This window comes from Radiobacillus sp. PE A8.2 (assembly GCF_045635475.1).
Taxonomy (GTDB): domain Bacteria; phylum Bacillota; class Bacilli; order Bacillales; family Amphibacillaceae; genus JBJGXI01.
Genome location: NZ_JBJGXI010000054.1, coordinates 13,599 through 34,352, shown reverse-complemented (window position 1 = coordinate 34,352; position 20,754 = coordinate 13,599). Strand labels below are relative to the sequence as shown.

Below are 20,754 nucleotides of genomic sequence, written 5' to 3'. Positions count from 1 at the left end.
CGCGGAAAGCAAAGTGTAGGGACGGAGCGTGCACATGTAAGATCAGTGATCAGCTTCGCACTAAGACGCATATTAGCTATCTTGCGTAATAACAACAATCTTCTTCTTCTATCCCTTAAAATCCATTTAGAGCTTGAGTAAAACAAACAGCGTTGTTTAAACTAAGCAGAAATAACCATAAAGGGTGAATTAATTGGATATACAATTAGTATTGAACTCTATCCTATTAGTGTTCTCCGGGATACTTTTGCTTCGAATATCCGGACGAAAATCAATATCTCAAATGACTTTAGCACAAACGGTTATTATGATTTCTATCGGTTCAGTTATCATTCAACCTATTATTGATACAAGTGTTGCAAGAACAATCGTCGTTGTTATGATTTTTGTTCTGTCTCTTGTAGTCATCGAATGGATTCAGTTAAAATCAAATGCTGTTGAGAAGTTCATTACAGGAAAATCTAAGGTCCTTGTTAAAGATGGCCAACTTCAACCAAATGAGTTGCGAAAAAACAGATTAACAGTAGATCAATTAGAAATGTTTGTTCGTCAGCAAGGTATTAGCAAGCTATCGGACATTAAAACTGCTACGTTAGAGCCTAACGGACAATTAGGTTACGAATTAAAAGAAGATGCCAGACCATTAACAGTTGGTGAATTTAAAAAGTTAATTCACCCGAGTATGTTAAATCCTTCTCAGCTACCAATTTACCCAAATCATGATGACCAAAAGAAGCAGGAGAATATTTTTGAAGAGATTACCCAATCACATAAAACTGATCATGAAGATTATTTGCATTAGTCGCTAAAAAGTTAAAATCCCTCACACTCGTGAGGGATTTTATAATCAATTATTCTTCTAATGTAGACGTATCACCAGTTGGCAATCCTAGTTCCCAAGACTTTAACAATCTACGCATAATTTTACCACTGCGTGTTTTTGGAATCGTATCCTTAATTTCAATTTCTCTTGGAGCAGCGTGTGCACTAAGACCTGTTTTTACAAACTGACGAATATCCTCTAATAAATCATCACTTTTCTCATATCCAGGATTTAATGTGATAAACGCTTTTATGATCTCTCCACGTTCAGGATCAGGCTTACCTATAACGCCAGCCTCTGCAACTGCTGGGTGTTCAATAAGCTTACTTTCAACCTCAAATGGGCCTACACGCTCACCTGATGTATTGATTACATCATCTAGTCGGCCTTGGAACCAAAAGTATCCATCCTCATCCATATATGCACTATCGCCAGATACATACCAGCCATTAATAAAATAGCTTTCAAATTTGCCGGGATTTTTCCAAATTGCCCGCATCATCGACGGCCATCCTTGTTTAATTGCTAAATTCCCCATCTGATTTGGGGGCAACACGTTCCCTTCATTATCGATAATAGCAGCTTCCACACCTGGAATCGGTTTACCCATGGATCCAGGTCGAATATCCATAGTAGGATAATTAACGATTAACATCGCACCTGTTTCTGTCATCCACCAAGTGTCATGCACACGAAGATCAAAGGTACTTAGTGCCCATGTGATAACCTCTGGATTTAAAGGTTCCCCTACACTCATAATATGTCTTAAAGATGACATATCGAATTGGTTAACAACTTCAGAGCCTGCACTAACTAGTTTTCTCAATGCAGTCGGAGCAGTATACCAAATCGATACGTTATGCTTTTCGATCGTTCCATACCAATCTTCTGGTGTAAATCTACCACCACGTATGACATTTGTTACCCCGTGCAACCATGGAGCGAAAATTCCATAGCTTGTTCCAGTAACCCAGCCTGGGTCTGCCGTACACCAATAAATATCATCCTGCTTTAAGTCAATTACCCAATCTCCGGTAGCATAATGCTGAATCATTGCATTGTGTACATGATATACACCTTTAGGCTTTCCTGTTGAACCAGAAGTATAATGAAGCAGCATACCATCCTCTAAGTCTACCCATTCTATATCAAAATCTGTTGAAGCCTGATCCATTTCCTGTTCATAGCTTATATATTTTGTTGATGTTTGCTTCTCTCCTCCAACGAGAATAATCTTCTTAAGATTAGGTAATTCAGATTCTGGAACTCTTTCAAGCAATTCAGGAGTAGTAATAAGCATCGATGCCTCGCTATCCTCTAAACGGTCACGTACTGCTTGCTCCATAAACGCTTCAAATAATGGACCTGCGATCGCACCATTTTTTAAAATACCAAAAAAACATGCGTAAAACTCAGGACTCCTCGGCATGAACAAAAAGACACGGTCACCTTTGATAACTCCATGATCTTTTAATACGTTGGCAAACTGATCACTTTTTACTTTAAGATCATGAAACGTTAAACTCTCTTCGCGGTCTGGCGAAGAATATAAAAGTGCCGTTTGGTCTTTCTTGCTTGGATCTTCTGCATGTCGGTCAATGGCTTCATAAGCAGCATTTACTTTTCCAGTTTCATACCAGCTAAAATTTCTCTTCACTTCATCCCAATTAAATGTCTCTCGTTTCATTTCGTAATTGTCCAGATTATGATTACCTGCTCTTGTTGAAATTGGTTGCATATCCATCTCATCACCCCATCGAAATATTGTAAACGTTTTCTATATTATACAAAACATTTGCACTAATAGCCTATAAATAACTAGAAAACGTATTGCTAATTTTACAAATATTTTGCTTATTATCTCCATTCTAATATTAATTGAGCGAAATGAAAAGGGAAGCGCTTGCATTTTTTTATGTTTATTCACTCTATCATAAGGAAATAGTTATTATAATAATCATTTTTAAAATATCCTAGTTTCGAAATAATTTCTCTTGACGTTATGAATGTACTATTATATACTTACTTACGTAAAGTAAGCTAATGACGAAAAATAACATTATTTAAATGGAGGGACTTATCTTGTCAAAGACAAAATTAATCGTAGATCCTGCGCACAGTAGTATTGATTTTTCAGTAAAACATATGATGGTTACAAAAGTTAAAGGAACTTTTCATGAGTTTGAAACCTCAATTAATGCCGATCCAGAAGATTTAACTACAGCTGATATTGAATTTAATATCGATATGGCTAGTGTTGATACTGGTAGTAAAGATCGTGACAATCACTTAAAATCTGCTGATTTCTTCGATGTAGAAAACAAACCAAAAATGACTTTTAAAACAACAAATATCGTAAAAACATCTGACGAGGAATATGACGTATCAGGCGATTTAACGCTTAACGGTGTTACAAATAAGCAAACGTTCAAAATCGTATTTGAAGGGCAAGGACAAGATCCGTGGGGCAACCAAGTATTTGGCTTTACTGGAGAAGGTAGCTTAAATCGTGAAGAATATGGTCTTACTTGGAATGCTTCATTAGAGACCGGTGGAGTTTTAGTAGGTAAAGATGTGAAGATTACAATGGATTTACAATTGAAAAAAGATGCTTAAGTTTATGATATGAAGTTTAAATAAAAGTACCCTTTGGTAACGACTTAAAAAGTCTACCTGAAGGGTACTTTTTTTAATATTGAAAGTATATATTTCATAATTTCCCACATCCTACAAACACTAGAAATAAATAAGATTTTGGTGCAAGGAGTGATGATGTGTTAAGGACCATTAAACGACGAAACTCAAACCGTCAACAGCAAAAACAAGACAATAAAAAGCTGAACGATCCCATCCAATCAGATTTAGAAACTAACGCTAAACACATCAAAGAACTCTATTCTTATGGAACAAACAAAGATTTCTCCGTTCGTGAGCTAACAGCCCAATATAACAAAAAAAGAGTAAATCTATTTTTTTATGGGACAATTGTAAATGGTGATAAGATTTATGAGGCAATCATTCGTCCTTTATTAGAAGCTGAAGGAGATAAGCTAGAAGATATTATAACTGTAGAAAGCATAAAGGATGTTACTACTTTAGGGGACGCAATTGAAGAAATTAACAGCGGTAATGCGATTTTGTTTATTGATGGACAAACAACCGCTTATAGCATTGGCGTTGCTCAATTTCAACATCGAAGTATTGGCAAGGCTGAAAATGAAAGCCTAATTAAAGGACCACAAGAAGCTTTTACCGAGTCTTTATATATTAACGTTTCTTTACTACGAAAAAGAATCCACGACAAACAGTTAATTACAGAAGCAAAGCAACTAGGTAGTCGTTCAAAGACGGAGTTGAACTTCGTTTATATTAAAGACTTAGTAAATGAGGACATATTAAAAAATTTAAAAGAAAGATTAGATAAAATCGATATTGATAATGTCCGTAACCTGGAGTTGTTGGAACAACTAATAGAGGATAGGCCCTATTCCGTAGTACCCACTATTTTATATACCGAAAGACCGGATAAGGCGGCATCTTTTATTGAAAATGGACACGTTGTATTACTCATGGATAACTCATCATCTTGTCTAATTCTCCCTGTGACTTTTTGGTCTTTTTTTCACTCACAAGAAGATCGATATTTACGTTTTTTGTATGGTAATTTTACAAGGATTATACGTATGCTAGCTTTTTTTCTTACAACGATGATTTCAGCGACATATGTTGCACTTGCTACTTTTCACAGTTCAATGTTACCTCCTGATTTATTATTAGCGATCACTGCATCAAGAGAACGGGTACCCTTCCCACTCATTTTTGAGGTATTAATCATGGAGGTTGCTTTTGAATTAATTCGTGAAGCAGGAATAAGAATTCCTAATCCATTAGGACCGACGATTGGTATCGTTGGTGCATTAATACTGGGACAAGCAGCAGTTGAAGCAAATATTATTAGTCCAATCATTGTTATTATCTCTGCTGTATCCGGCCTTACATCATTCGCAGTTTCTGACATTAGTATTAACTACACGCTTCGGATTACTCGTTTTCTGTTTATCCTGGCGGCAGGAATCTTTGGGATGTTTAGCTTAATGGGGGCATTTATGATGTGGTTTATGTATGTCGCATCGATTAAATCATTTGGTGTACCATATTTTTCTCCTTTATCCCCTGGTTTTACATCACCTCATGATACGTTATTTCGCAAGGCCATAAGAGCAGAAATTTTCCGACCAGGACAAATTAAACCAAAAGACTTACAAAAAAAGAAAAAACAATCTTAGAAACTTATTAGGTGGCTTGCACAAATGAAAGATGAGAAAACATTAAAAGCAAAAGAAATGTTTGCGATAGTAGTACTATTTATTGGACTAAAACTTTCTGATACAACGCCTTCTTTACTTGCTCAAAAAGCGCAAAACGCTTTTTGGATGATTCCAATTGTAGCCTTTATCGTTATTTTCCCATCATTTCTTTTGCTGCTTTATTTATTAAAAAAGTATAAAGATAAAAATTTAATTGAATTAATGGAGCAAATCTTAGGAACCTTGGTCGGTAAGCTATTCGGATTTGTTATTTTTCTTTTTGCCTTCCTTTCATTAGCACTTGATAGTAGAAACTACGTTGAACAAATTAAATTGCTCTACTTCCCCGAATCACCAACTGTTATCGTATTTTTTATTTTTATCGGTGTTGCTTGTTATTGTGCAAAAAAGGGCTTTGAAGTGATTGGTTTCACTTCATTTATTGGACTTCCGCTCGTTAAAATTGCCGTATTCCTGTTAGCTTACTTAATTTTCAGTAAAGCTATATTTCCACGGATATTTCCGATATTTGGTACAGGACTTGACGTTATTCTGACGCAAGGCGTATTAAAAGGATCCCTTTTTGCTGAACTATTTTTTCTAACGATTGCTTACACTACATTTAAGGAAACGAAGAGTTTTCGAACTGGGGGAATATTAGGAAGTATCTTTGTCATGGTAGAAATCGTTTTATTTTATTTAATCTATACGATGGTATTTGATTATAATTCAATCTCTAAGATTGCCTTTCCGTTTCATGATGTTACCCAGTATATAAACTTTGGTGAATTTATTACGAATGTAGAAACTTTCTTTATGGTGTTTTGGCTGTTGGCGGCCTATATCCGATTTATTGTATTCTTATATCTCGTTACATGGATATTTGCTGCAGTATTCAATATTAATGAATTTGAACCATTAATATTGCCTTTTGCATTTTTTACAATCATTGCTGGTTTGCTTCCAGAAAACTCATTAATCAATGAATTGCTGTTAAGAGATCAACTCTTAAATATTATGACGCCTGTATTAATATTTTTTCCTATTCTTTTATGGATTGTTGCTTTTAGTAAGGGGGATTTAAAGCGATTATGACCTGGATGAAATGTATTTTTATAGTATTGATCTTTTTGGTTCTCACAGGATGTTATGACAAAGTAGAGTTAGAACAACAATCTTATGTTATTGCTATTGGTGTAGATAAAACAGATGAAAAAGGTGTGTTTCGTTTTACGTTTCAAATCGCAAATCCTGAAGTTGGCTCTACTGTAGGGGCTGGTTCCTCTGAAGACCCAAAGGAAACTGTTACATTAACCGGTGGAGATATCTTAACAGCAACAAATACTGCTAACTCGTTTGTTTCTAAAGAAATAACCTTAGACCAAACAAAGGTGTTAATCATATCCGAAGAATTAGCAAGATCAGGTGATTTTATCCGTATTATTCAATCTGCAAGTAGAACAACGCAGATTCGAAGAGGTGTACAAATTATTGTTAGCAAAGAAAATGCTAGTGTTTTTTTAAATAATAACAATCCTAAATTGGAAACAAGACCACATAAATATTATCAATATATGATTAGCCGGGCAAAAGAAACTGGCATTATCCCAGATGCTGATATCCATCGTTTTTTTCAAATTACTGAAGGAGATGCCGATTTATTTTTGGCTATTTATGCTACTACAGAAATTGGGAAAACGAAGCATGATGGCTATGAAGACGAGTATATAGCTGGTGAAATACCACAACAAGGTGGTAATACGACGCAATTTATGGGATCAGCGGTATTTAAAGAAGGGGTAATGATTGATACCCTTGATGGTCAGGAAACGAGAATATCGTTAGTGTTTGATTATACCCAGAACTTGGATGATTTATTATCTACTTATGTAGATCCGGTAGACGACGAATATCGAATTGCAGCTGATTATTCTCAAAAGACTGCCCCTGAAGTAAAGGTCAAATATAATAAAAATAAACCTACCAAAATTGATGTAACCGTTAATTTCCAAATAGAGATACTTGCAATTCCAAGTTTAGTCGATTATGCAAAAAATAAAGAATATCAAAAACTATTGTCGAAATCCATTGAAGAAGCATTGGAGAAAAAAGCAAGTGAACTAATAAAAAAAACACAAGAAGTGTATCGAGCAGAACCATTTTATTGGTCACTTTTTGTTAGAAAATATTTTCGAACCATCGAACAGTATGAACAAGCTGATTGGAATGAAAACATCTATCCAAATGCCGACATCACGGTTAATTACAATCTAGTACGATTAGAGTTTGGTAAAATGATTAATGATTCCAACCTTTCAGAAGTGAGGGATTAATATGGGTAGAATTATTCTAGGAGCAATAGCGCTTTACGTCGCCATTTTCTGCGGTAATTATGCAAGAACTTGCTTTAAAGAAAAGAATAAATTAGGTGGAATTGCTATTTCTGTGATGTCACTACTTGCTTTAGCATCACCGTTCATTTACTTTATGATGGTTAGGTAGCAATAGTACAAAGATGGATCATAAGAAAATCGTAGAGCGCCCGTTTAGCAACGTAGCGACTGGAGCGAATTGAATGAATCACGATGAGCTCGTGAATGGATGATGACTCATGTTAAGGCGATTCGTGAAGTCGCCTAATTTCTGGCGCTCGGAGTTAGACACAAAAAAACCATCTAATCAAATTTTGATTAAAAGGCTTTTTATGGAGTTCTATTAGGTCCGACAATTTGAGTATCAATGGCGCACGGCTTATATTATTTTTCAGCTAGACCGTGCGACATCCAAAATTGTCAAAACCGTGATATGACAGTGATAATGGCCCCAGTAGGATTCGAACCTACGACACATGGTTTAGGAAACCAATGCTCTATCCCCTGAGCTATGGAGCCATGTTTAGACAAGTACTACTTATTATACAAAATCATTGTCCAATTGAAAAGGGAAAGTCACCGCTTCTTCTTTTTCTCGATATTTTCCAACTGTTGTTTTGCTGAGAAACTGTCCTAGTTATGATATGTTATGATAAAATATAGTTTGCTGTAAAAATAGAGAATTTTGTCGGATTTGATCGGAGGATAAGTAATGAACAAGCTTCCTTTTGTTGCCGTAGAAGGGCCAATCGGTGTAGGAAAGACATCTTTAGCGAAACGATTAGCTGATCATTTTCAGTTTGTTTTATTAAAAGAAATCGTTGAAGAAAATCCATTTTTGGGGAAATTTTATGATGATATCGAAGCGTGGAGTTTTCAAACAGAAATGTTTTTCCTCTGTAATCGTTACAAACAATTAGAGGATATCGAAAAGTATTATTTAACACAAAACAAGGCAGTTATTGCCGATTACCATATTTCAAAGAATATGATTTTTGCTCAACGCACATTGCAAGAGGCGCAATTCGATAAATATGCGAAAGTTTATGACATTCTTACTGCCGATATGCCTAAGCCAAACATGATGGTCTATCTTGATGCCAGCTTAGAAACTTTGCTGCAAAGAATTGAAATGCGTGGTCGACAAGTGGAGCATAATATCCAAGCCTCTTACCTTGAGCAACTATCAAAGGATTACCAACAATTTATGAATAAATTTGAAAGCATGCATCCTGATATTCCTGTGATTCGAATTAATGGGGATACCGTTGATTTTGTAAAACATGAAGCAGATTTTTCAATTATTTTAGATCAAGTAGAAAAGCATATGCATAAAGGGGAAGTTGTACAATGAGTTTACGAGATACCTATAAGATTCCAAATGATAGTGTAATAACGATAGCAGGTACTGTTGGCGTTGGAAAATCGACGATGACGAAGGCGTTAGCTAATGCACTTAACTTCCGTACCTCCTTCGAAAAGGTAGATACAAATCCATACCTTGATAACTTCTATTCAGATTTTCAGCGATGGAGCTTTCATCTACAAGTCTATTTTCTAGCAGAACGATTTAAGGAACAGAAACGCATTTTTGAATATGGTGGAGGATTCATACAGGACCGTTCTATTTATGAGGACACTGGAATCTTTGCTAAAATGCACAATGAAAAAGGCACAATGTCTGCGGTTGATTATGAAACATACCGTAGTTTATTTGACGCGATGGTGATGACACCTTATTTCCCTCACCCGGATTTACTTATTTATTTAGAAGGATCTTTTGACGATATCGTTGATCGGATTAAACTCCGTGGACGCCCGATGGAGCAACAAACACCACTTAGTTATTGGAAAGAAATGTTCGGTAGATATGAGGAATGGATTAACAACTTTAATGCTTGTCCGGTGCTACGTATAAATATTGCTGATTATGATGTTATTAAAGATGAGGAATCGATTGAAGTCGTATTAGAAAAAGTCGGCCACTTCATCCAACAGTCTAGAAAATGGAAATCAGGGCAACCAGTCTAATATGATAAGAAGGTTGTTGTAAATTTTATTCCCTTGTTCATTTCAAAGTTGAAGTAAAATGCGTCGTAGTTTGGCGAGTGCTTGACCCGCTCCGGAAATGCCCTTCGCTTTCCGCGGGGGGCTAGTGAGCCTCCTCGCGCCTTCGCGCTGCGGGGTCTCACTTACGCCGCTAGTCCCGCAGGAGTCGAAGGGCATTTCCTCCGCTGTTAACTGGATTGCTCCTTACGTCGGGTGATTGGAGCTCCAGGCAGTCGACTCCTGCGGGACAGCGCGAGCTGAAGATCCACTCAGAAGCGCACTATGCTTCTGAGTTAGCTGAAGCCGTGCCCGCGGAAAGCGACTGTCTGGAGCGGAAATCACGTGCACTACGTTACGACGGAGTCTAGCTATTTTACGTACTAACAACAACCTTATATAAAAAAAGAAATTGAGCATACCATACCGCTCAATTTCTTTTTTTATGGTTATTTATTTTTCCTTCACGGTAAAGTTACTACCAAGTTCTTGCGATCGCTCCACCGCGCGATTTACACAACTAATCAAAGCCTGTTGGAAGTTATGTGATGCTAGCTCCTCAATCGCTGCTTGCGTGACTCCATTTGGACTAGTAATTTTCCTCCGTAGTTCGGCAGGCTCATCCTCAGAAACTTTTAACATTTCCGCCACGCCAGTAAGTGTCTGGGCAATTAAATCCCTGGCAATATGTTTGTCTAAGTTATGTACTTCTGCTGCTTTCTCCATCGCTTCAACCGCATAATAGAAATAAGCAGGCCCACTTCCAGCAAGAGCCGTCATAATATCAATTTTATCTTCCGGTGCAACTGTCGTTGTCCCAATTGTTTGTAACAGCTGTTCTGCTTGCTTAACATGCAATGGTGACGCATATTTACCTGCAGCAATAGTTGTCGCTGAAAGTCCAATTGTTGCAGACGTGTTTGGCATTACACGAATCACTGGGATTTGCAAGCCGATCGTTTCTGTTATGAAATCACTTGATACACCCGCTAATACAGATAATAAAATTTGATTTTCAAGTAGATACGGTCTAATTTCATTGATCGACTCTTCAACACCATTTGGTTTCATTGCTAAAATAACGATATCGGCACCATCTATGACTTCCTGTTTATTTGAAGAAGTATGAATATGATAAAGCTTATTTAGGTAGTCTAATCGATCTTGGTTTGACTTATTTGTTACGCTAATTTGTTCTGGTTTTAACAATCCGCTTGTTTTCATTCCGATAATCATTGCTTCTGCCATCGAACCGGCACCAATAAATGCTACTTTTCTTAACACGTAGTTCCACTCCTTACATTTTAAAAACCCCACTCCGCCCTTCCCTTAAAAGGACGAAATGAGGTTGAATCACAAGCATGAAATTACACTAAAGGATTTTTGCATTTTGATTATTCTTTATTTTTTAGTATTATGCAGGTAAATATATTTTATGTCAAGTTTATAATTTAAGCTATCTCATAAAACCTATTCTGCTGCGATTTCCAGCTTTTTATTTCCTTCGATATTGAAATCGTCCATCTTACTTTCTCCTTCAAAAATGCCACCTTCATCGATTATAAAAGCCTTCATGTGTGCATTACCTAATAAGTGCCCTTTCTTTTCAATGTGTACAATCCCAGATGCACGAACATTTCCACTTATAGTTCCAGCAATTGTAATATTACGAGCATCAATATTAGCTTCGATATTCCCACTTGCACCCACGGTTAAATCACCAGAACAAGTGATGTCACCTAGTACTTTTCCTTCCACACGGACACTACCTTCTGTTTTGATTGTACCTTCAAAAGTCGACCCAGCACCAACCACCGTATCCAATATGTCTAACTGCTTATTACTCTTCATTTTCATTTCCATTCTCCTTTGTATCGGATTGGTTCAATCTCTGCATGAAAGTCATGTAAGGGTATGGATCAATCGTCACACCATTTTTAATCACTTCGTAATGCAAATGTACGCCGGTACTTCTGCCAGTTGATCCCATGTAGCCAATTGTATCTCCCTTTTTCACTTGCTGACCTTCTTCCACTTCTATTTGAGCTAAATGTGCATAACGCGTTTGCAAAATAGAAGTGTGATTAATAACGATAGAGTTTCCGTATCCGCCATTGCGAGCAGCAAAGGATACCTGACCATCTGCTGTAGCATATACAGGTGTTCCATAAGGCCCAGCGATGTCCATACCGCTATGATAAGCATCCGAAGTTGTAAAAGGATCGGATCGATTACCAAACGTTGACGTAATTCGTGTAGCATCAGTTGGCCATAATATTGGAGTTCGGCTCAACTCTGCATTGATTTGTTGAAAGTTTTCTATCGATTTTTTATAGTTATTCAATAGAGTAGGAACATTTTCTTTTAAGCGCGCATATTGTTCAGGTAATGTTTCCTCTTTCTCCACAGGAACCTGCTCATTTACTTGTAATGAGTTGTATTCTACCCCTCCTGTTGCAAGATCTAGATTTGCTTCATTAATGTATTCAGGGTCCATAGAGTTAATCATGCCCTTTAATTCCTGTTGGAGATCAGTTAATTGGAGGACTTGATCATCCAACCAAGCCGTTTCTTCTTGATAATAAACAATTTCTTGATTGGCTTGTTGTAGTTCTGCTTGTGTCTGATTAATATGCTCTGTTAGGGTAGCATTTTCTTCACTAAAGTGTTGAAGCCTTATTTGAGTTATAATGAGTGAACCTGCTAATGATAGTAGAAAAATGATTGCGAATAAGGCTGATGCTTTCGGTATATTTAATTGGCGTATCCGTTTTTCATTTTTATTGGAGATGACCAAAACCGTCCATTTTTTCTTCTTTCTCATTCTTTCCCTCCCTACATGACTTTCATTATTGTTACACCACGTTTCATGATTCGACATTGTATTTCAATATCCTTCTTTTTTTACAATATTCCATTTAATAACAGTTAAATTTAAACACTAAAAAACCGCTACATCGAAATGTAGCGGTATATCTCCAAATTTTATGCGCTATATAATTATGGAGGAGGAAGAGGGATTCGAACCCCCGCGGGCTTTGACACCCCTGTCGGTTTTCAAGACCGATCCCTTCAGCCAGACTTGGGTATTCCTCCGTGCCGACAAAAACTAATATATCAATTTATGCATAGCTTGTCAACATATTTATATAATTTTTTTGTTAAGTTTGTTGACGTTTATTAATTTTCACATTACATAATTGAAGTGAAATACGACGTAGTGCTTGAGATTTTTGCTCATGCGTCTAGCTGTTACCAACAGCAGACGAGTTAGCCGGATTTAACGGCCATATAAGCGCTTATTTCGCTTGAAATTTTTAGTTTTGATGATTTGACGGCCACCACAGCACTTATTTACTGATATCAACTCGTTGAAACAACAAATTCATCCAAATAAGTGCGCTGGTGGCCGCACAATTCTAATAATGCTTCATTTGTCACAGATAAGCGCACTGGTGGCCGTCATCGACTCATCGACCGCAGTACATCCCTCCACAGCGTATGTTTAGCATCTAGATATTTTTGTAATTAAAACCTTATAACAACAGCATCAATTTACTTTATTTAATTACTTCTATTCCACCCATATAAGGACGTAATACTTCTGGTACGACAACAGATCCATCTGCTTGTTGGTAATTTTCTAATATTGCAGAAACGGTACGGCCAATTGCTAAACCAGAGCCATTCAACGTGTGTACAAATTCAGGCTTTCCTTTTTCTTCTCTTCTAAAACGAATTCCTGCGCGGCGTGCTTGGAAATCTTCAAAATTAGAACAAGAAGAAATTTCTCTATACGTGTCATTACTCGGGATCCATACTTCGATATCGTATTTTTTGGCTGCTGTAAATCCTAAATCACCCGTACACATACGCATCACTCGGTATGGCAATTGTAGTAATTGCAACACCTTCTCTGCATGATTCGTTAATTGTTCAAGCACTTGGTAAGAATCCTCAGGCTTCACAAATTGAACAAGTTCTACTTTGTTAAACTGGTGCTGTCTAATTAATCCTCTTGTATCTCTACCTGCAGAACCTGCTTCTGAACGGAAAGATGCACTAAATGCAACAAATTTCTGTGGCAACTGTTGTCCACTTAAGATTTCATCACGATAATAATTGGTAACCGGTACTTCTGCTGTTGGAACTAAGAAGTACTCCCAATCTTCAACTTTAAAAGCATCTTCAGCGAATTTAGGTAGTTGTCCTGTACCTGTCATACTAGCTTTATTGACCATGTACGGTGGTAGCATTTCTTGATATCCGTGTTCATCCGCATGCAAATCCATCATAAAGTTCATTAATGCTCGCTCTAGGCGTGCCCCTAGGCCTTTATAAAAAACAAATCGACTTCCTGTAACTTTAGCTGCCCGCTCAAAATCAAGGATACCTAAATTCGTAGCCAAATCCCAATGTGCTTGTGCTTCAAACGGAAATGACGGTACTTCTCCCCATTTACGATCCTCGACATTATCGTCTTCGCTTTCACCAACTGGTGTGCTTTCATGCGGTATATTCGGAATAGATAGTAACAATGTTTCTAGTTGTTCTTCTACTTCTCTTAATTCCGTGTCATAGCTTTTAATCTTGTCGCCTACTTCACGCATTTCCTTTATTAAATCATCGGCATCTTTCTTTTCCTTTTTTAATGCAGCGATTTGTTTTGAAACGTCATTACGCTGTGCTTTTAATTCTTCTGTATCAGCTAGTAATCCTCGTCTTTTTTCATCAAGGTCACCGAACTTATCTAAGTCCGTTAAATCCTCACCTCGGTGCGCAAGTTTTTGCTTTACTTCTGCAAATTGAGTTCGTAATAGTTTCATGTCCAACATGATAAATTCCTCCTTCTTCATCTTTATACAATACAAAAAACCCTCATCCCTATAAAAATAGGGACGAGAGTTTGATTTCCCGCGATACCACCCTGATTGAAGAATAAACAATAATTCTTCCGGCTCTAAGTTTCGATAACGGCAAGCTGCCGAGTATGCATACTAATTGTTCTGCACACTAGTTCAAGGATGGATTCACAGGTTCCTTTCATCGATTTGCACCAACCATCGACTCTCTAAAGAAAGCAAAGCTGTTACTATTTCCTATCATCACTTCATTATTATTTAATGTTTTTTTATAGAATAGCGAAATTATGGTTAAGATGCAAGTTCTTTCTTAGCTGCTTCAACCATTTCTACAAAATAAGCAGTCATGCGGTGGTCATCCGTTAATTCTGGATGAAAAGCACTGCACAAGTATTGCCCCTGTTTAGCTGCAACAATATTATTGTTAACTACGGCTAGAACTTCTACATCTTCGCCAACTTCTACTACATATGGAGCGCGAATAAATACCGCTTCAAAATCTTCAGCAATACCTTTAACTTCAAGAGCTGCTTCAAAGCTATCAACTTGTCTACCAAAAGCGTTACGCTCCACCTTCATATCCATAAGTTGTAGATGAGCACTTTCTTGTCCTACGATATCTGATGCTAGTAAAATTAACCCTGCACACGTACCAAAGATCGGTTTCCCTTGTGTGCCAAAGTTTTTTAATGCATCAAAAAAATCATATTTATCAATTAGACGTCGCATTGTAGTGCTTTCGCCGCCTGGAAGGATTAAGCCATCAATTTCATCAAGCTGTTCTTTACGTTTAACGACTACTGCTTCTGCACCTGATGCTTCTACTGAACGGACATGCTCACGGACAGCTCCTTGAAGTGCTAGTACACCAATCTTCACCATGATAACACCTTCCTTACTTACCAACCACGATCTTGCATACGTTGTTCTGGAGTTAGTGAGCTAATTTCAATCCCTTTCATAGCTACACCAAGTCCTTTTGAAATTTCTGCAATTAACTTATAATCTTGATAATGTGTTGTAGCTTCTACGATAGCTTTCGCAAATTTTTCCGGGTTATCCGATTTAAAGATACCAGATCCAACGAATACACCATCAGCACCTAGCTGCATCATTAGTGCAGCATCAGCTGGAGTCGCAATACCACCAGCTGCAAAGTTAACTACTGGCAGGCGACCTTGTCGCTTAATATCAAGTAATACTTCATATGGTGCACCTAAGTTTTTAGCAAATGTCATGATCTCATCTTCTGTCATGCCAATTAATTTACGTACTTGTGCTTGTACTTCACGCATGTGACGAACAGCTTCTACAATATTACCCGTTCCTGGTTCACCTTTCGTACGAAGCATCGAAGCACCTTCTCCAATACGTCTAGATGCCTCACCTAAATCACGGCAACCACAAACGAATGGAACCGTATAATCACGTTTATTTAAATGATACACCTCATCTGCTGGTGTTAACACTTCACTCTCATCGATGTAATCTACGCCCATCGCCTCTAATATACGAGCTTCTACGATATGGCCGATACGTGCTTTTGCCATTACTGGAATAGATACTGCATTCATAACTTCCTCTACAATAGTAGGATCAGCCATACGAGCTACTCCTCCAGCAGCACGAATATCTGATGGTACACGTTCTAGTGCCATGACAGCAACAGCACCCGATTCTTCCGCAATTTTAGCTTGTTCGGCGTTTACAACGTCCATGATAACGCCGCCTTTTTGCATTTCAGCCATTCCTCTTTTTACACGATCCGTACCTAAGTTTGACATAGTCATATCCTCCCATGATATCTATTTAATACTATTATTAGACAATAATTCACTTTTATAATTATTAAGTATTATTTATCCATTTTATATTATGTAACAAGCAAAGCGCAAGCGCCTTGTTCACCCCCGACAAGCTTAATCCAGGAATCTATGTGTTGGTCTTTACCACAAAGATTCCTGGATTAAGACCTCGAGGGGGTAGTCCGCTTTCGCTAGACATCTTTGAATTTTCAAGAAAAGCGCAAGCCATTGGTGAAGTTTAGCCTAGCCAATATTGCTTGCGCTTCTTTATTTAGGCTGTTTTCTAAAAGATGTTATGATTGCGCAAAATATCCTAGAATGCGATGTAAACTTGGGATAGTGCTTCCACTCAAAAGTACAAGTGCACCATTCATAGTACGCCTTTTCCGGAACGTGTGGTACGAAGGTCTGGTCGCCTCCGGAAAGGTATGGTCTAAGCGGACACCAGGGCGCTTATTTCGCTTGAAATCACAGATTTGATAATTTAGCGGACATGAGAGCCCTTATCTACTAAGAATAGATTCTATTCATGTGCCTTTTGGTTAGATAAGGGCTCTGGTGGCCACAATTCAAATGATGCCCTTTTTGTCACACCTAAGCGCTCTGGTGGCCGCCAAACCACCGAACTTGTTTATCAAGCTTTATCGCCACTTTGCATCTAGCACTACGACGGATTTTACTTCAACTATGAAATTTCACATACATGAAAAGTGCCTTTACTTAACTAAACCAGCCTGAAACCGTATCTGCTACTGTAGTGAATATGTTACTAAAGAAATTGCCGATTGCACCCATCGTTAGCATAAACCAGTTTGATTTTTCTACTCCTGATGTTGTGATCACGTCAACGGTAAGTGTATGTTGATCAGAAATTAAAAATTCACTTTCTCCATCACCATTATACACGAGTTCCATCGTACCTACTTTTTCACCTTTTTCGATTGGAGCAGTTAGTTCTCCATCTTTATTTAACTTTGTTTCATCCATTGTATATTTAACAGAATAATTCGCTTCATCACCCGTTTTGATCGTCGTGAATATCGAATTGTTTGCTTCAATCTCTACTTGTTCTTCTTTTCCTTTGGCAACTGGTAGAACAGATTCGTCTTCTATTTGATAGCCTGTTGGATATAATTCTGTATTAGTGAATTGTGAAAATCCATATTCTAATAATTTTTTTGTTTCAATAAAACGTTCGCCTTGGCTACCTGTTTTCATTACAACAGAAATTAAACGACGACCATCTCGTTCCGCTGTTCCTGTAAAACAGTATCCTGCCTCTGAGGTATAGCCTGTTTTCAGGCCATCTACACCTGGATACCCGTATTGTACAAAGTTATTTCCTTCCCATGGTAGCATCCAATTCAAATTTTCTAATTGTCGGCCGTCTAATTCGGAAGTTAACGTACTTGATATTTCTAATGCTTCAGGGTAATCATTAACTAAGTGATAAGCTAAAAGCGCAGCGGAACGAGCTGATAACATATCATCTCCATTAGGGTCTGCACCTGCAGGAACATAATCCTCTAAATATGAATTAGGTAATCCTGTAGAATTAACAAAATCATATTCAGGCAGTCCCATTTCCTTTGCTTTTTGATTCATCATCTCAACAAAGGCACCTTCACTACCTGCAATAAGCTCTGCTAATGCAACTGTTGTGGCATTATCTGATATTATTCCCATTGCCTCATACAATTGTCTAACCGTATATGCTTTATCTTGAATTAATCCAATACCAGACGATGATGTTTGTGAAGAAAGCCAGTATGGGTAATCATTTATTAATGTTGTTGTGTCCCAGCTAATTTCACCTTCTGCTATTGCTTCCATAACAAGGTATTCTGTCATCATTTTAGTCATGCTGGCTGGTGGTAATAATAAATCCGCATTCTTTTGAAACAATATTTTACCTGTTTCTGCATCTATTAATATAGCAGATTCAGCTTGAATATCTAATGTCTCTGCCTTTGCTTGATTAGGATTGATCACCAATGAAGTAAATGAAATAAGTAACGCTGCTAACAGCAAAAATGAAACTCTTAATGTTTGTTTCAATCTTGTCTACCTCCACTATAATAGTATGCACATCGATCATTTTATCACAGGAATATCTAAAGTTGAATGTCCTTTATTAGGACAAATTACATAACATTTACTTTTATACTATTAATTGGTTAGCTCTTATTTGTAATTCTCCAATTAATAGGAGTTTCCCCAAGTTGTTGTAAAAATGCATTTGTACGAGAAAATGGTTTACTTCCAAAAAATCCGCGATGCGCAGAAAATGGACTTGGGTGAGCTGCAGTGATGATTTTATGTTTATCTGCATCAATCAACATTGCTTTTTGCTGCGCATGTCTGCCCCAAAGCAAAAACACGATCGGTTGGTCACGTTTATTTAACGACGAAATAATCTGATCAGTAAATTGTTGCCAACCTAAATTTTTGTGAGAGGCTGGGTGACCCCGACGCACAGTAAGTACTGTGTTCAGAAGTAAGACTCCTTGTTCGGCCCATGAATATAAATTGCCGTGATTAGGAATAGGATGTCCTAAATCGGCTTGTAGCTCTTTATATATGTTTTGCAAGGATGGTGGTGTCTTTACATCAGGTTGTACAGAAAAGCTTAACCCATGTGCTTGTCCAGGTCCATGATAAGGGTCTTGTCCAAGAATTACTACTTTTGTTTTGGCAAAAGAGGTCCGTTTCAAAGATTCATAAATATGATACATGTCTGGATAAATGGTATGTGCTTGATATTCTTCATTTAACGTATCTCTGAGTTGTTGATAATATTCCTTTACGAACTCTTGTTGCAACACCTGATCCCAATCATTGTTTATTATATTTTTTACCATTTAAAAAGGATGCCTCCATATTATGTCTTACATTATAATTGTACCATGAATACAGGACAAAATGCGCACGCACAGACGATAACTAATACTAACATGCTAGTTTGCCTGCAACAGTAAAGGACTGAATCGTCTGAAAGGATTCAGTCCTTTACTTATTCATTACATTTATGAATAGTTTGGTGCCTCTTTTGTAATCTGAACATCGTGTGGGTGGCTTTCACGAAGCCCTGCGCCAGTCATACGAATAAACTGGGCATCTTCTCTTAATCCTGTTAAATTTGCCGCACCACAATATCCCATTCCAGATCTTAATCCACCAACTAATTGGTGAACAGTGTCTGATAAAGGACCTTTATAGGCAACTCTTCCTTCAATACCTTCAGGAACTAGTTTTTTAGCTTCTTCTGTTTCTTGGAAATAACGATCTTTTGAGCCTGATTTCATCGCTGAAACAGAACCCATACCGCGATACACTTTATATCTTCGGCCTTGGAATATTTCCGTTTCTCCTGGGCTTTCTGAGACACCTGCAAAGATGCTTCCTAGCATAACGGCATGTGCACCTGCTGCTAATGCTTTTACAACATCACCAGAATACTTTATGCCACCATCTGCAATAACAGGAACACCATATTTATGTGCCTCTTCAGCACAATCATTAACAGCAGTAATTTGCGGAACACCAACCCCTGCAACTACACGTGTTGTACAAATTGACCCTGGTCCAATACCAACTTTAATAATATTTGCACCTGCATCAATCAATTCTTTCGTAGCCTCCGCTGTAGCTACGTTTCCAGCGATAATATCAATTTCAGGATATTTATCTCTAACGCGACGTACTTGGTCAACGACACCTTGTGAATGACCGTGAGCAGTATCAATAACCAATACATCGACTCCGGCACCCACTAGCTTGTCGATGCGAGTCATTGCATCACCAGTGACACCAACAGCTGCACCGACTAATAGACGTCCTTGTCGATCCTTGGCCGAGTTAGGGAATTCAATAACCTTTTCTATATCCTTAATCGTAATTAATCCTTTTAAAACACCTTGATCGTCTACAAGTGGTAATTTTTCAATTTTATGTTTTTGTAAGATTTTACTTGCTTCTTCTAAGGTTGTACCAACTGGAGCTGTGACAAGATTTTCACTTGTCATTACTTCTGCAATTTGAATCGAGTAATCATCAATAAAGCGCAAGTCACGGTTTGTCAAAATACCAACCAATACTTGCTCCTCTTCATTGTTAACAATCGGGACACCCGAAATACGAAATTTTCCCATCAAATGTTCCGCATCAAACACTTGGTTTGTCGGTGAAAGTGAAAATGGATTCGTAATAACGCCACTTTCTGAACGTTTGACGCGATCCACGTGCTCTGCCTGCTCTTCAATCGACATATTTTTATGGATCACACCGATACCACCTTGGCGTGCCATAGCTATTGCCATTTCTGCTTCTGTTACAGTATCCATACCTGCACTTATTAGAGGTATATTTAAGTTTACTTTTGAAGATAATGAAGTTTTAACAGAAACGTCTCTCGGTAAAACATTAGATTTAGCTGGAACGAGAAGCACATCGTCAAAGGTTAGCCCTTCTTTTGCAAATTTGTCCGCCCTCATGGTTGATCCTCCTTAAATTTATGATAAATGATTAGTTTAATCAATT

The 20,754-nt window shown here is 37.6% G+C and carries 18 protein-coding genes, 2 tRNA genes and 1 other annotated feature; of the genes, 8 read left to right on the top strand and 12 right to left on the bottom strand.

The genetic code is table 11. The annotated features are described in order from the left end of the window. The first annotated feature begins 283 nt into the window (after positions 1-283). Positions 284-802: a DUF421 domain-containing protein gene (locus ACI6MV_RS21250; protein WP_407272334.1), complete on the top strand. Its 519-nt coding sequence runs from the start codon at positions 284-286 to the stop codon at positions 800-802. A gap of 49 nt (positions 803-851) precedes the next feature. On the opposite strand, the gene acsA is transcribed toward ACI6MV_RS21250, so the two are convergent. Beyond that, positions 852-2,567 (bottom strand): acetate--CoA ligase, encoded by a 1,716-nt coding sequence (gene acsA, locus ACI6MV_RS21245; protein ID WP_407272333.1) that lies wholly within the window; start codon positions 2,565-2,567, stop codon positions 852-854. Between the two features lie 338 nt (positions 2,568-2,905). Between acsA and ACI6MV_RS21240 the strand changes: the two genes are divergently transcribed. The 5 genes from ACI6MV_RS21240 to ACI6MV_RS21220 all read left to right on the top strand — a co-directional run bounded on the left by ACI6MV_RS21240 (position 2,906) and on the right by ACI6MV_RS21220 (position 7,632). Continuing rightward, positions 2,906-3,439 (top strand): YceI family protein, encoded by a 534-nt coding sequence (locus tag ACI6MV_RS21240; protein ID WP_407272332.1) that lies wholly within the window; start codon positions 2,906-2,908, stop codon positions 3,437-3,439. A gap of 158 nt (positions 3,440-3,597) precedes the next feature. Continuing rightward, a complete protein-coding gene (locus ACI6MV_RS21235; protein ID WP_407272331.1) occupies positions 3,598-5,109 on the top strand; it encodes a spore germination protein in 1,512 nt (503 codons plus the stop codon). 24 nt (positions 5,110-5,133) lie between these two features. Beyond that, positions 5,134-6,225, top strand: coding sequence for a GerAB/ArcD/ProY family transporter (locus tag ACI6MV_RS21230; RefSeq protein ID WP_407272330.1), 1,092 nt, complete (start codon positions 5,134-5,136; stop codon positions 6,223-6,225). A 5-nt stretch (positions 6,226-6,230) separates the two neighbouring features. Then, on the top strand, positions 6,231-7,463 hold the full coding sequence (locus ACI6MV_RS21225; protein ID WP_407272329.1) for a Ger(x)C family spore germination protein: 1,233 nt from the start codon (positions 6,231-6,233) through the stop codon (positions 7,461-7,463). A gap of 1 nt (position 7,464) precedes the next feature. Then, entirely contained in the window at positions 7,465-7,632 is a 168-nt protein-coding gene (locus tag ACI6MV_RS21220) for a hypothetical protein (protein WP_407272328.1), read from the top strand. 316 nt (positions 7,633-7,948) lie between these two features. Here ACI6MV_RS21220 and ACI6MV_RS21215 read toward each other — a convergent pair. After that, positions 7,949-8,021 (bottom strand) — tRNA-Arg (locus ACI6MV_RS21215). Between the two features lie 193 nt (positions 8,022-8,214). Between ACI6MV_RS21215 and ACI6MV_RS21210 the strand changes: the two genes are divergently transcribed. Together ACI6MV_RS21210 and ACI6MV_RS21205 are read left to right on the top strand one after the other, a co-directional pair. Continuing rightward, entirely contained in the window at positions 8,215-8,856 is a 642-nt protein-coding gene (locus tag ACI6MV_RS21210) for a deoxynucleoside kinase (protein WP_407272327.1), read from the top strand. Beyond that, positions 8,853-9,533, top strand: coding sequence for a deoxynucleoside kinase (locus ACI6MV_RS21205; RefSeq protein ID WP_407272326.1), 681 nt, complete (start codon positions 8,853-8,855; stop codon positions 9,531-9,533). The genes ACI6MV_RS21210 and ACI6MV_RS21205 overlap by 4 nt, the downstream gene beginning before the upstream one ends. A 468-nt stretch (positions 9,534-10,001) precedes the next feature. On the opposite strand, the gene proC is transcribed toward ACI6MV_RS21205, so the two are convergent. The 10 genes from proC to guaB all read right to left on the bottom strand — a co-directional run bounded on the left by proC (position 10,002) and on the right by guaB (position 20,708). Further along, the gene (gene proC, locus ACI6MV_RS21200; protein ID WP_407272325.1) at positions 10,002-10,832 is read right to left on the bottom strand and encodes a pyrroline-5-carboxylate reductase; all 831 of its coding nucleotides are present in this window, start codon (positions 10,830-10,832) and stop codon (positions 10,002-10,004) included. 186 nt (positions 10,833-11,018) lie between these two features. Then, positions 11,019-11,405, bottom strand: a complete 387-nt coding sequence (locus ACI6MV_RS21195) for a bactofilin family protein (protein ID WP_407272324.1) — start codon at positions 11,403-11,405, stop codon at positions 11,019-11,021. Continuing rightward, positions 11,389-12,372: a peptidoglycan DD-metalloendopeptidase family protein gene (locus ACI6MV_RS21190; RefSeq protein ID WP_407272323.1), complete on the bottom strand. Its 984-nt coding sequence runs from the start codon at positions 12,370-12,372 to the stop codon at positions 11,389-11,391. Before ACI6MV_RS21190 ends, ACI6MV_RS21195 begins: the two co-directional genes overlap by 17 nt. Before the next feature lie 179 nt (positions 12,373-12,551). After that, a tRNA-Ser gene (locus ACI6MV_RS21185) sits at positions 12,552-12,644 on the bottom strand. A 464-nt stretch (positions 12,645-13,108) separates the two neighbouring features. Continuing rightward, positions 13,109-14,383: a serine--tRNA ligase gene (gene serS / locus ACI6MV_RS21180; protein WP_407272322.1), complete on the bottom strand. Its 1,275-nt coding sequence runs from the start codon at positions 14,381-14,383 to the stop codon at positions 13,109-13,111. A 56-nt stretch (positions 14,384-14,439) separates the two neighbouring features. Next, positions 14,440-14,663 (bottom strand) — a binding site (T-box leader). A gap of 38 nt (positions 14,664-14,701) precedes the next feature. After that, positions 14,702-15,292: a pyridoxal 5'-phosphate synthase glutaminase subunit PdxT gene (gene pdxT, locus ACI6MV_RS21175; RefSeq protein WP_407272321.1), complete on the bottom strand. Its 591-nt coding sequence runs from the start codon at positions 15,290-15,292 to the stop codon at positions 14,702-14,704. Positions 15,293-15,309: 17 nt separating this feature from the next. Then, the gene (gene pdxS, locus ACI6MV_RS21170; RefSeq protein ID WP_407272320.1) at positions 15,310-16,194 is read right to left on the bottom strand and encodes a pyridoxal 5'-phosphate synthase lyase subunit PdxS; all 885 of its coding nucleotides are present in this window, start codon (positions 16,192-16,194) and stop codon (positions 15,310-15,312) included. A 741-nt stretch (positions 16,195-16,935) separates the two neighbouring features. After that, the gene (locus tag ACI6MV_RS21165; protein ID WP_407272319.1) at positions 16,936-18,273 is read right to left on the bottom strand and encodes a D-alanyl-D-alanine carboxypeptidase family protein; all 1,338 of its coding nucleotides are present in this window, start codon (positions 18,271-18,273) and stop codon (positions 16,936-16,938) included. A gap of 119 nt (positions 18,274-18,392) precedes the next feature. Beyond that, entirely contained in the window at positions 18,393-19,076 is a 684-nt protein-coding gene (locus ACI6MV_RS21160; protein WP_407272318.1) for a uracil-DNA glycosylase, read from the bottom strand. Positions 19,077-19,241: 165 nt separating this feature from the next. Continuing rightward, positions 19,242-20,708, bottom strand: coding sequence for an IMP dehydrogenase (gene guaB / locus ACI6MV_RS21155; protein ID WP_407272317.1), 1,467 nt, complete (start codon positions 20,706-20,708; stop codon positions 19,242-19,244). Positions 20,709-20,754: the final 46 nt, after the last annotated feature.

Excerpts from the sequence above, each read along its gene's own strand:
- ACI6MV_RS21210 (WP_407272327.1), top strand. The coding sequence starts at position 8,215 with ATGAACAAGCTTCCTTTTGTTGCCGTAGAAGGGCCAATCGGTGTAGGA.
- ACI6MV_RS21195 (WP_407272324.1), bottom strand. The coding sequence starts at position 11,405 with ATGAAAATGAAGAGTAATAAGCAGTTAGACATATTGGATACGGTGGTT.
- ACI6MV_RS21250 (WP_407272334.1), top strand. The coding sequence starts at position 284 with ATGACTTTAGCACAAACGGTTATTATGATTTCTATCGGTTCAGTTATC.
- acsA (WP_407272333.1), bottom strand. The coding sequence starts at position 2,567 with ATGGATATGCAACCAATTTCAACAAGAGCAGGTAATCATAATCTGGAC.
- ACI6MV_RS21230 (WP_407272330.1), top strand. The coding sequence starts at position 5,134 with ATGAAAGATGAGAAAACATTAAAAGCAAAAGAAATGTTTGCGATAGTA.
- ACI6MV_RS21225 (WP_407272329.1), top strand. The coding sequence starts at position 6,231 with ATGAAATGTATTTTTATAGTATTGATCTTTTTGGTTCTCACAGGATGT.
- guaB (WP_407272317.1), bottom strand. The coding sequence starts at position 20,708 with ATGAGGGCGGACAAATTTGCAAAAGAAGGGCTAACCTTTGACGATGTG.
- serS (WP_407272322.1), bottom strand. The coding sequence starts at position 14,383 with ATGTTGGACATGAAACTATTACGAACTCAATTTGCAGAAGTAAAGCAA.
- ACI6MV_RS21160 (WP_407272318.1), bottom strand. The coding sequence starts at position 19,076 with ATGGTAAAAAATATAATAAACAATGATTGGGATCAGGTGTTGCAACAA.
- ACI6MV_RS21205 (WP_407272326.1), top strand. The coding sequence starts at position 8,853 with ATGAGTTTACGAGATACCTATAAGATTCCAAATGATAGTGTAATAACG.
- pdxS (WP_407272320.1), bottom strand. The coding sequence starts at position 16,194 with ATGTCAAACTTAGGTACGGATCGTGTAAAAAGAGGAATGGCTGAAATG.
- ACI6MV_RS21220 (WP_407272328.1), top strand. The coding sequence starts at position 7,465 with ATGGGTAGAATTATTCTAGGAGCAATAGCGCTTTACGTCGCCATTTTC.
- ACI6MV_RS21190 (WP_407272323.1), bottom strand. The coding sequence starts at position 12,372 with ATGAGAAAGAAGAAAAAATGGACGGTTTTGGTCATCTCCAATAAAAAT.
- pdxT (WP_407272321.1), bottom strand. The coding sequence starts at position 15,292 with ATGGTGAAGATTGGTGTACTAGCACTTCAAGGAGCTGTCCGTGAGCAT.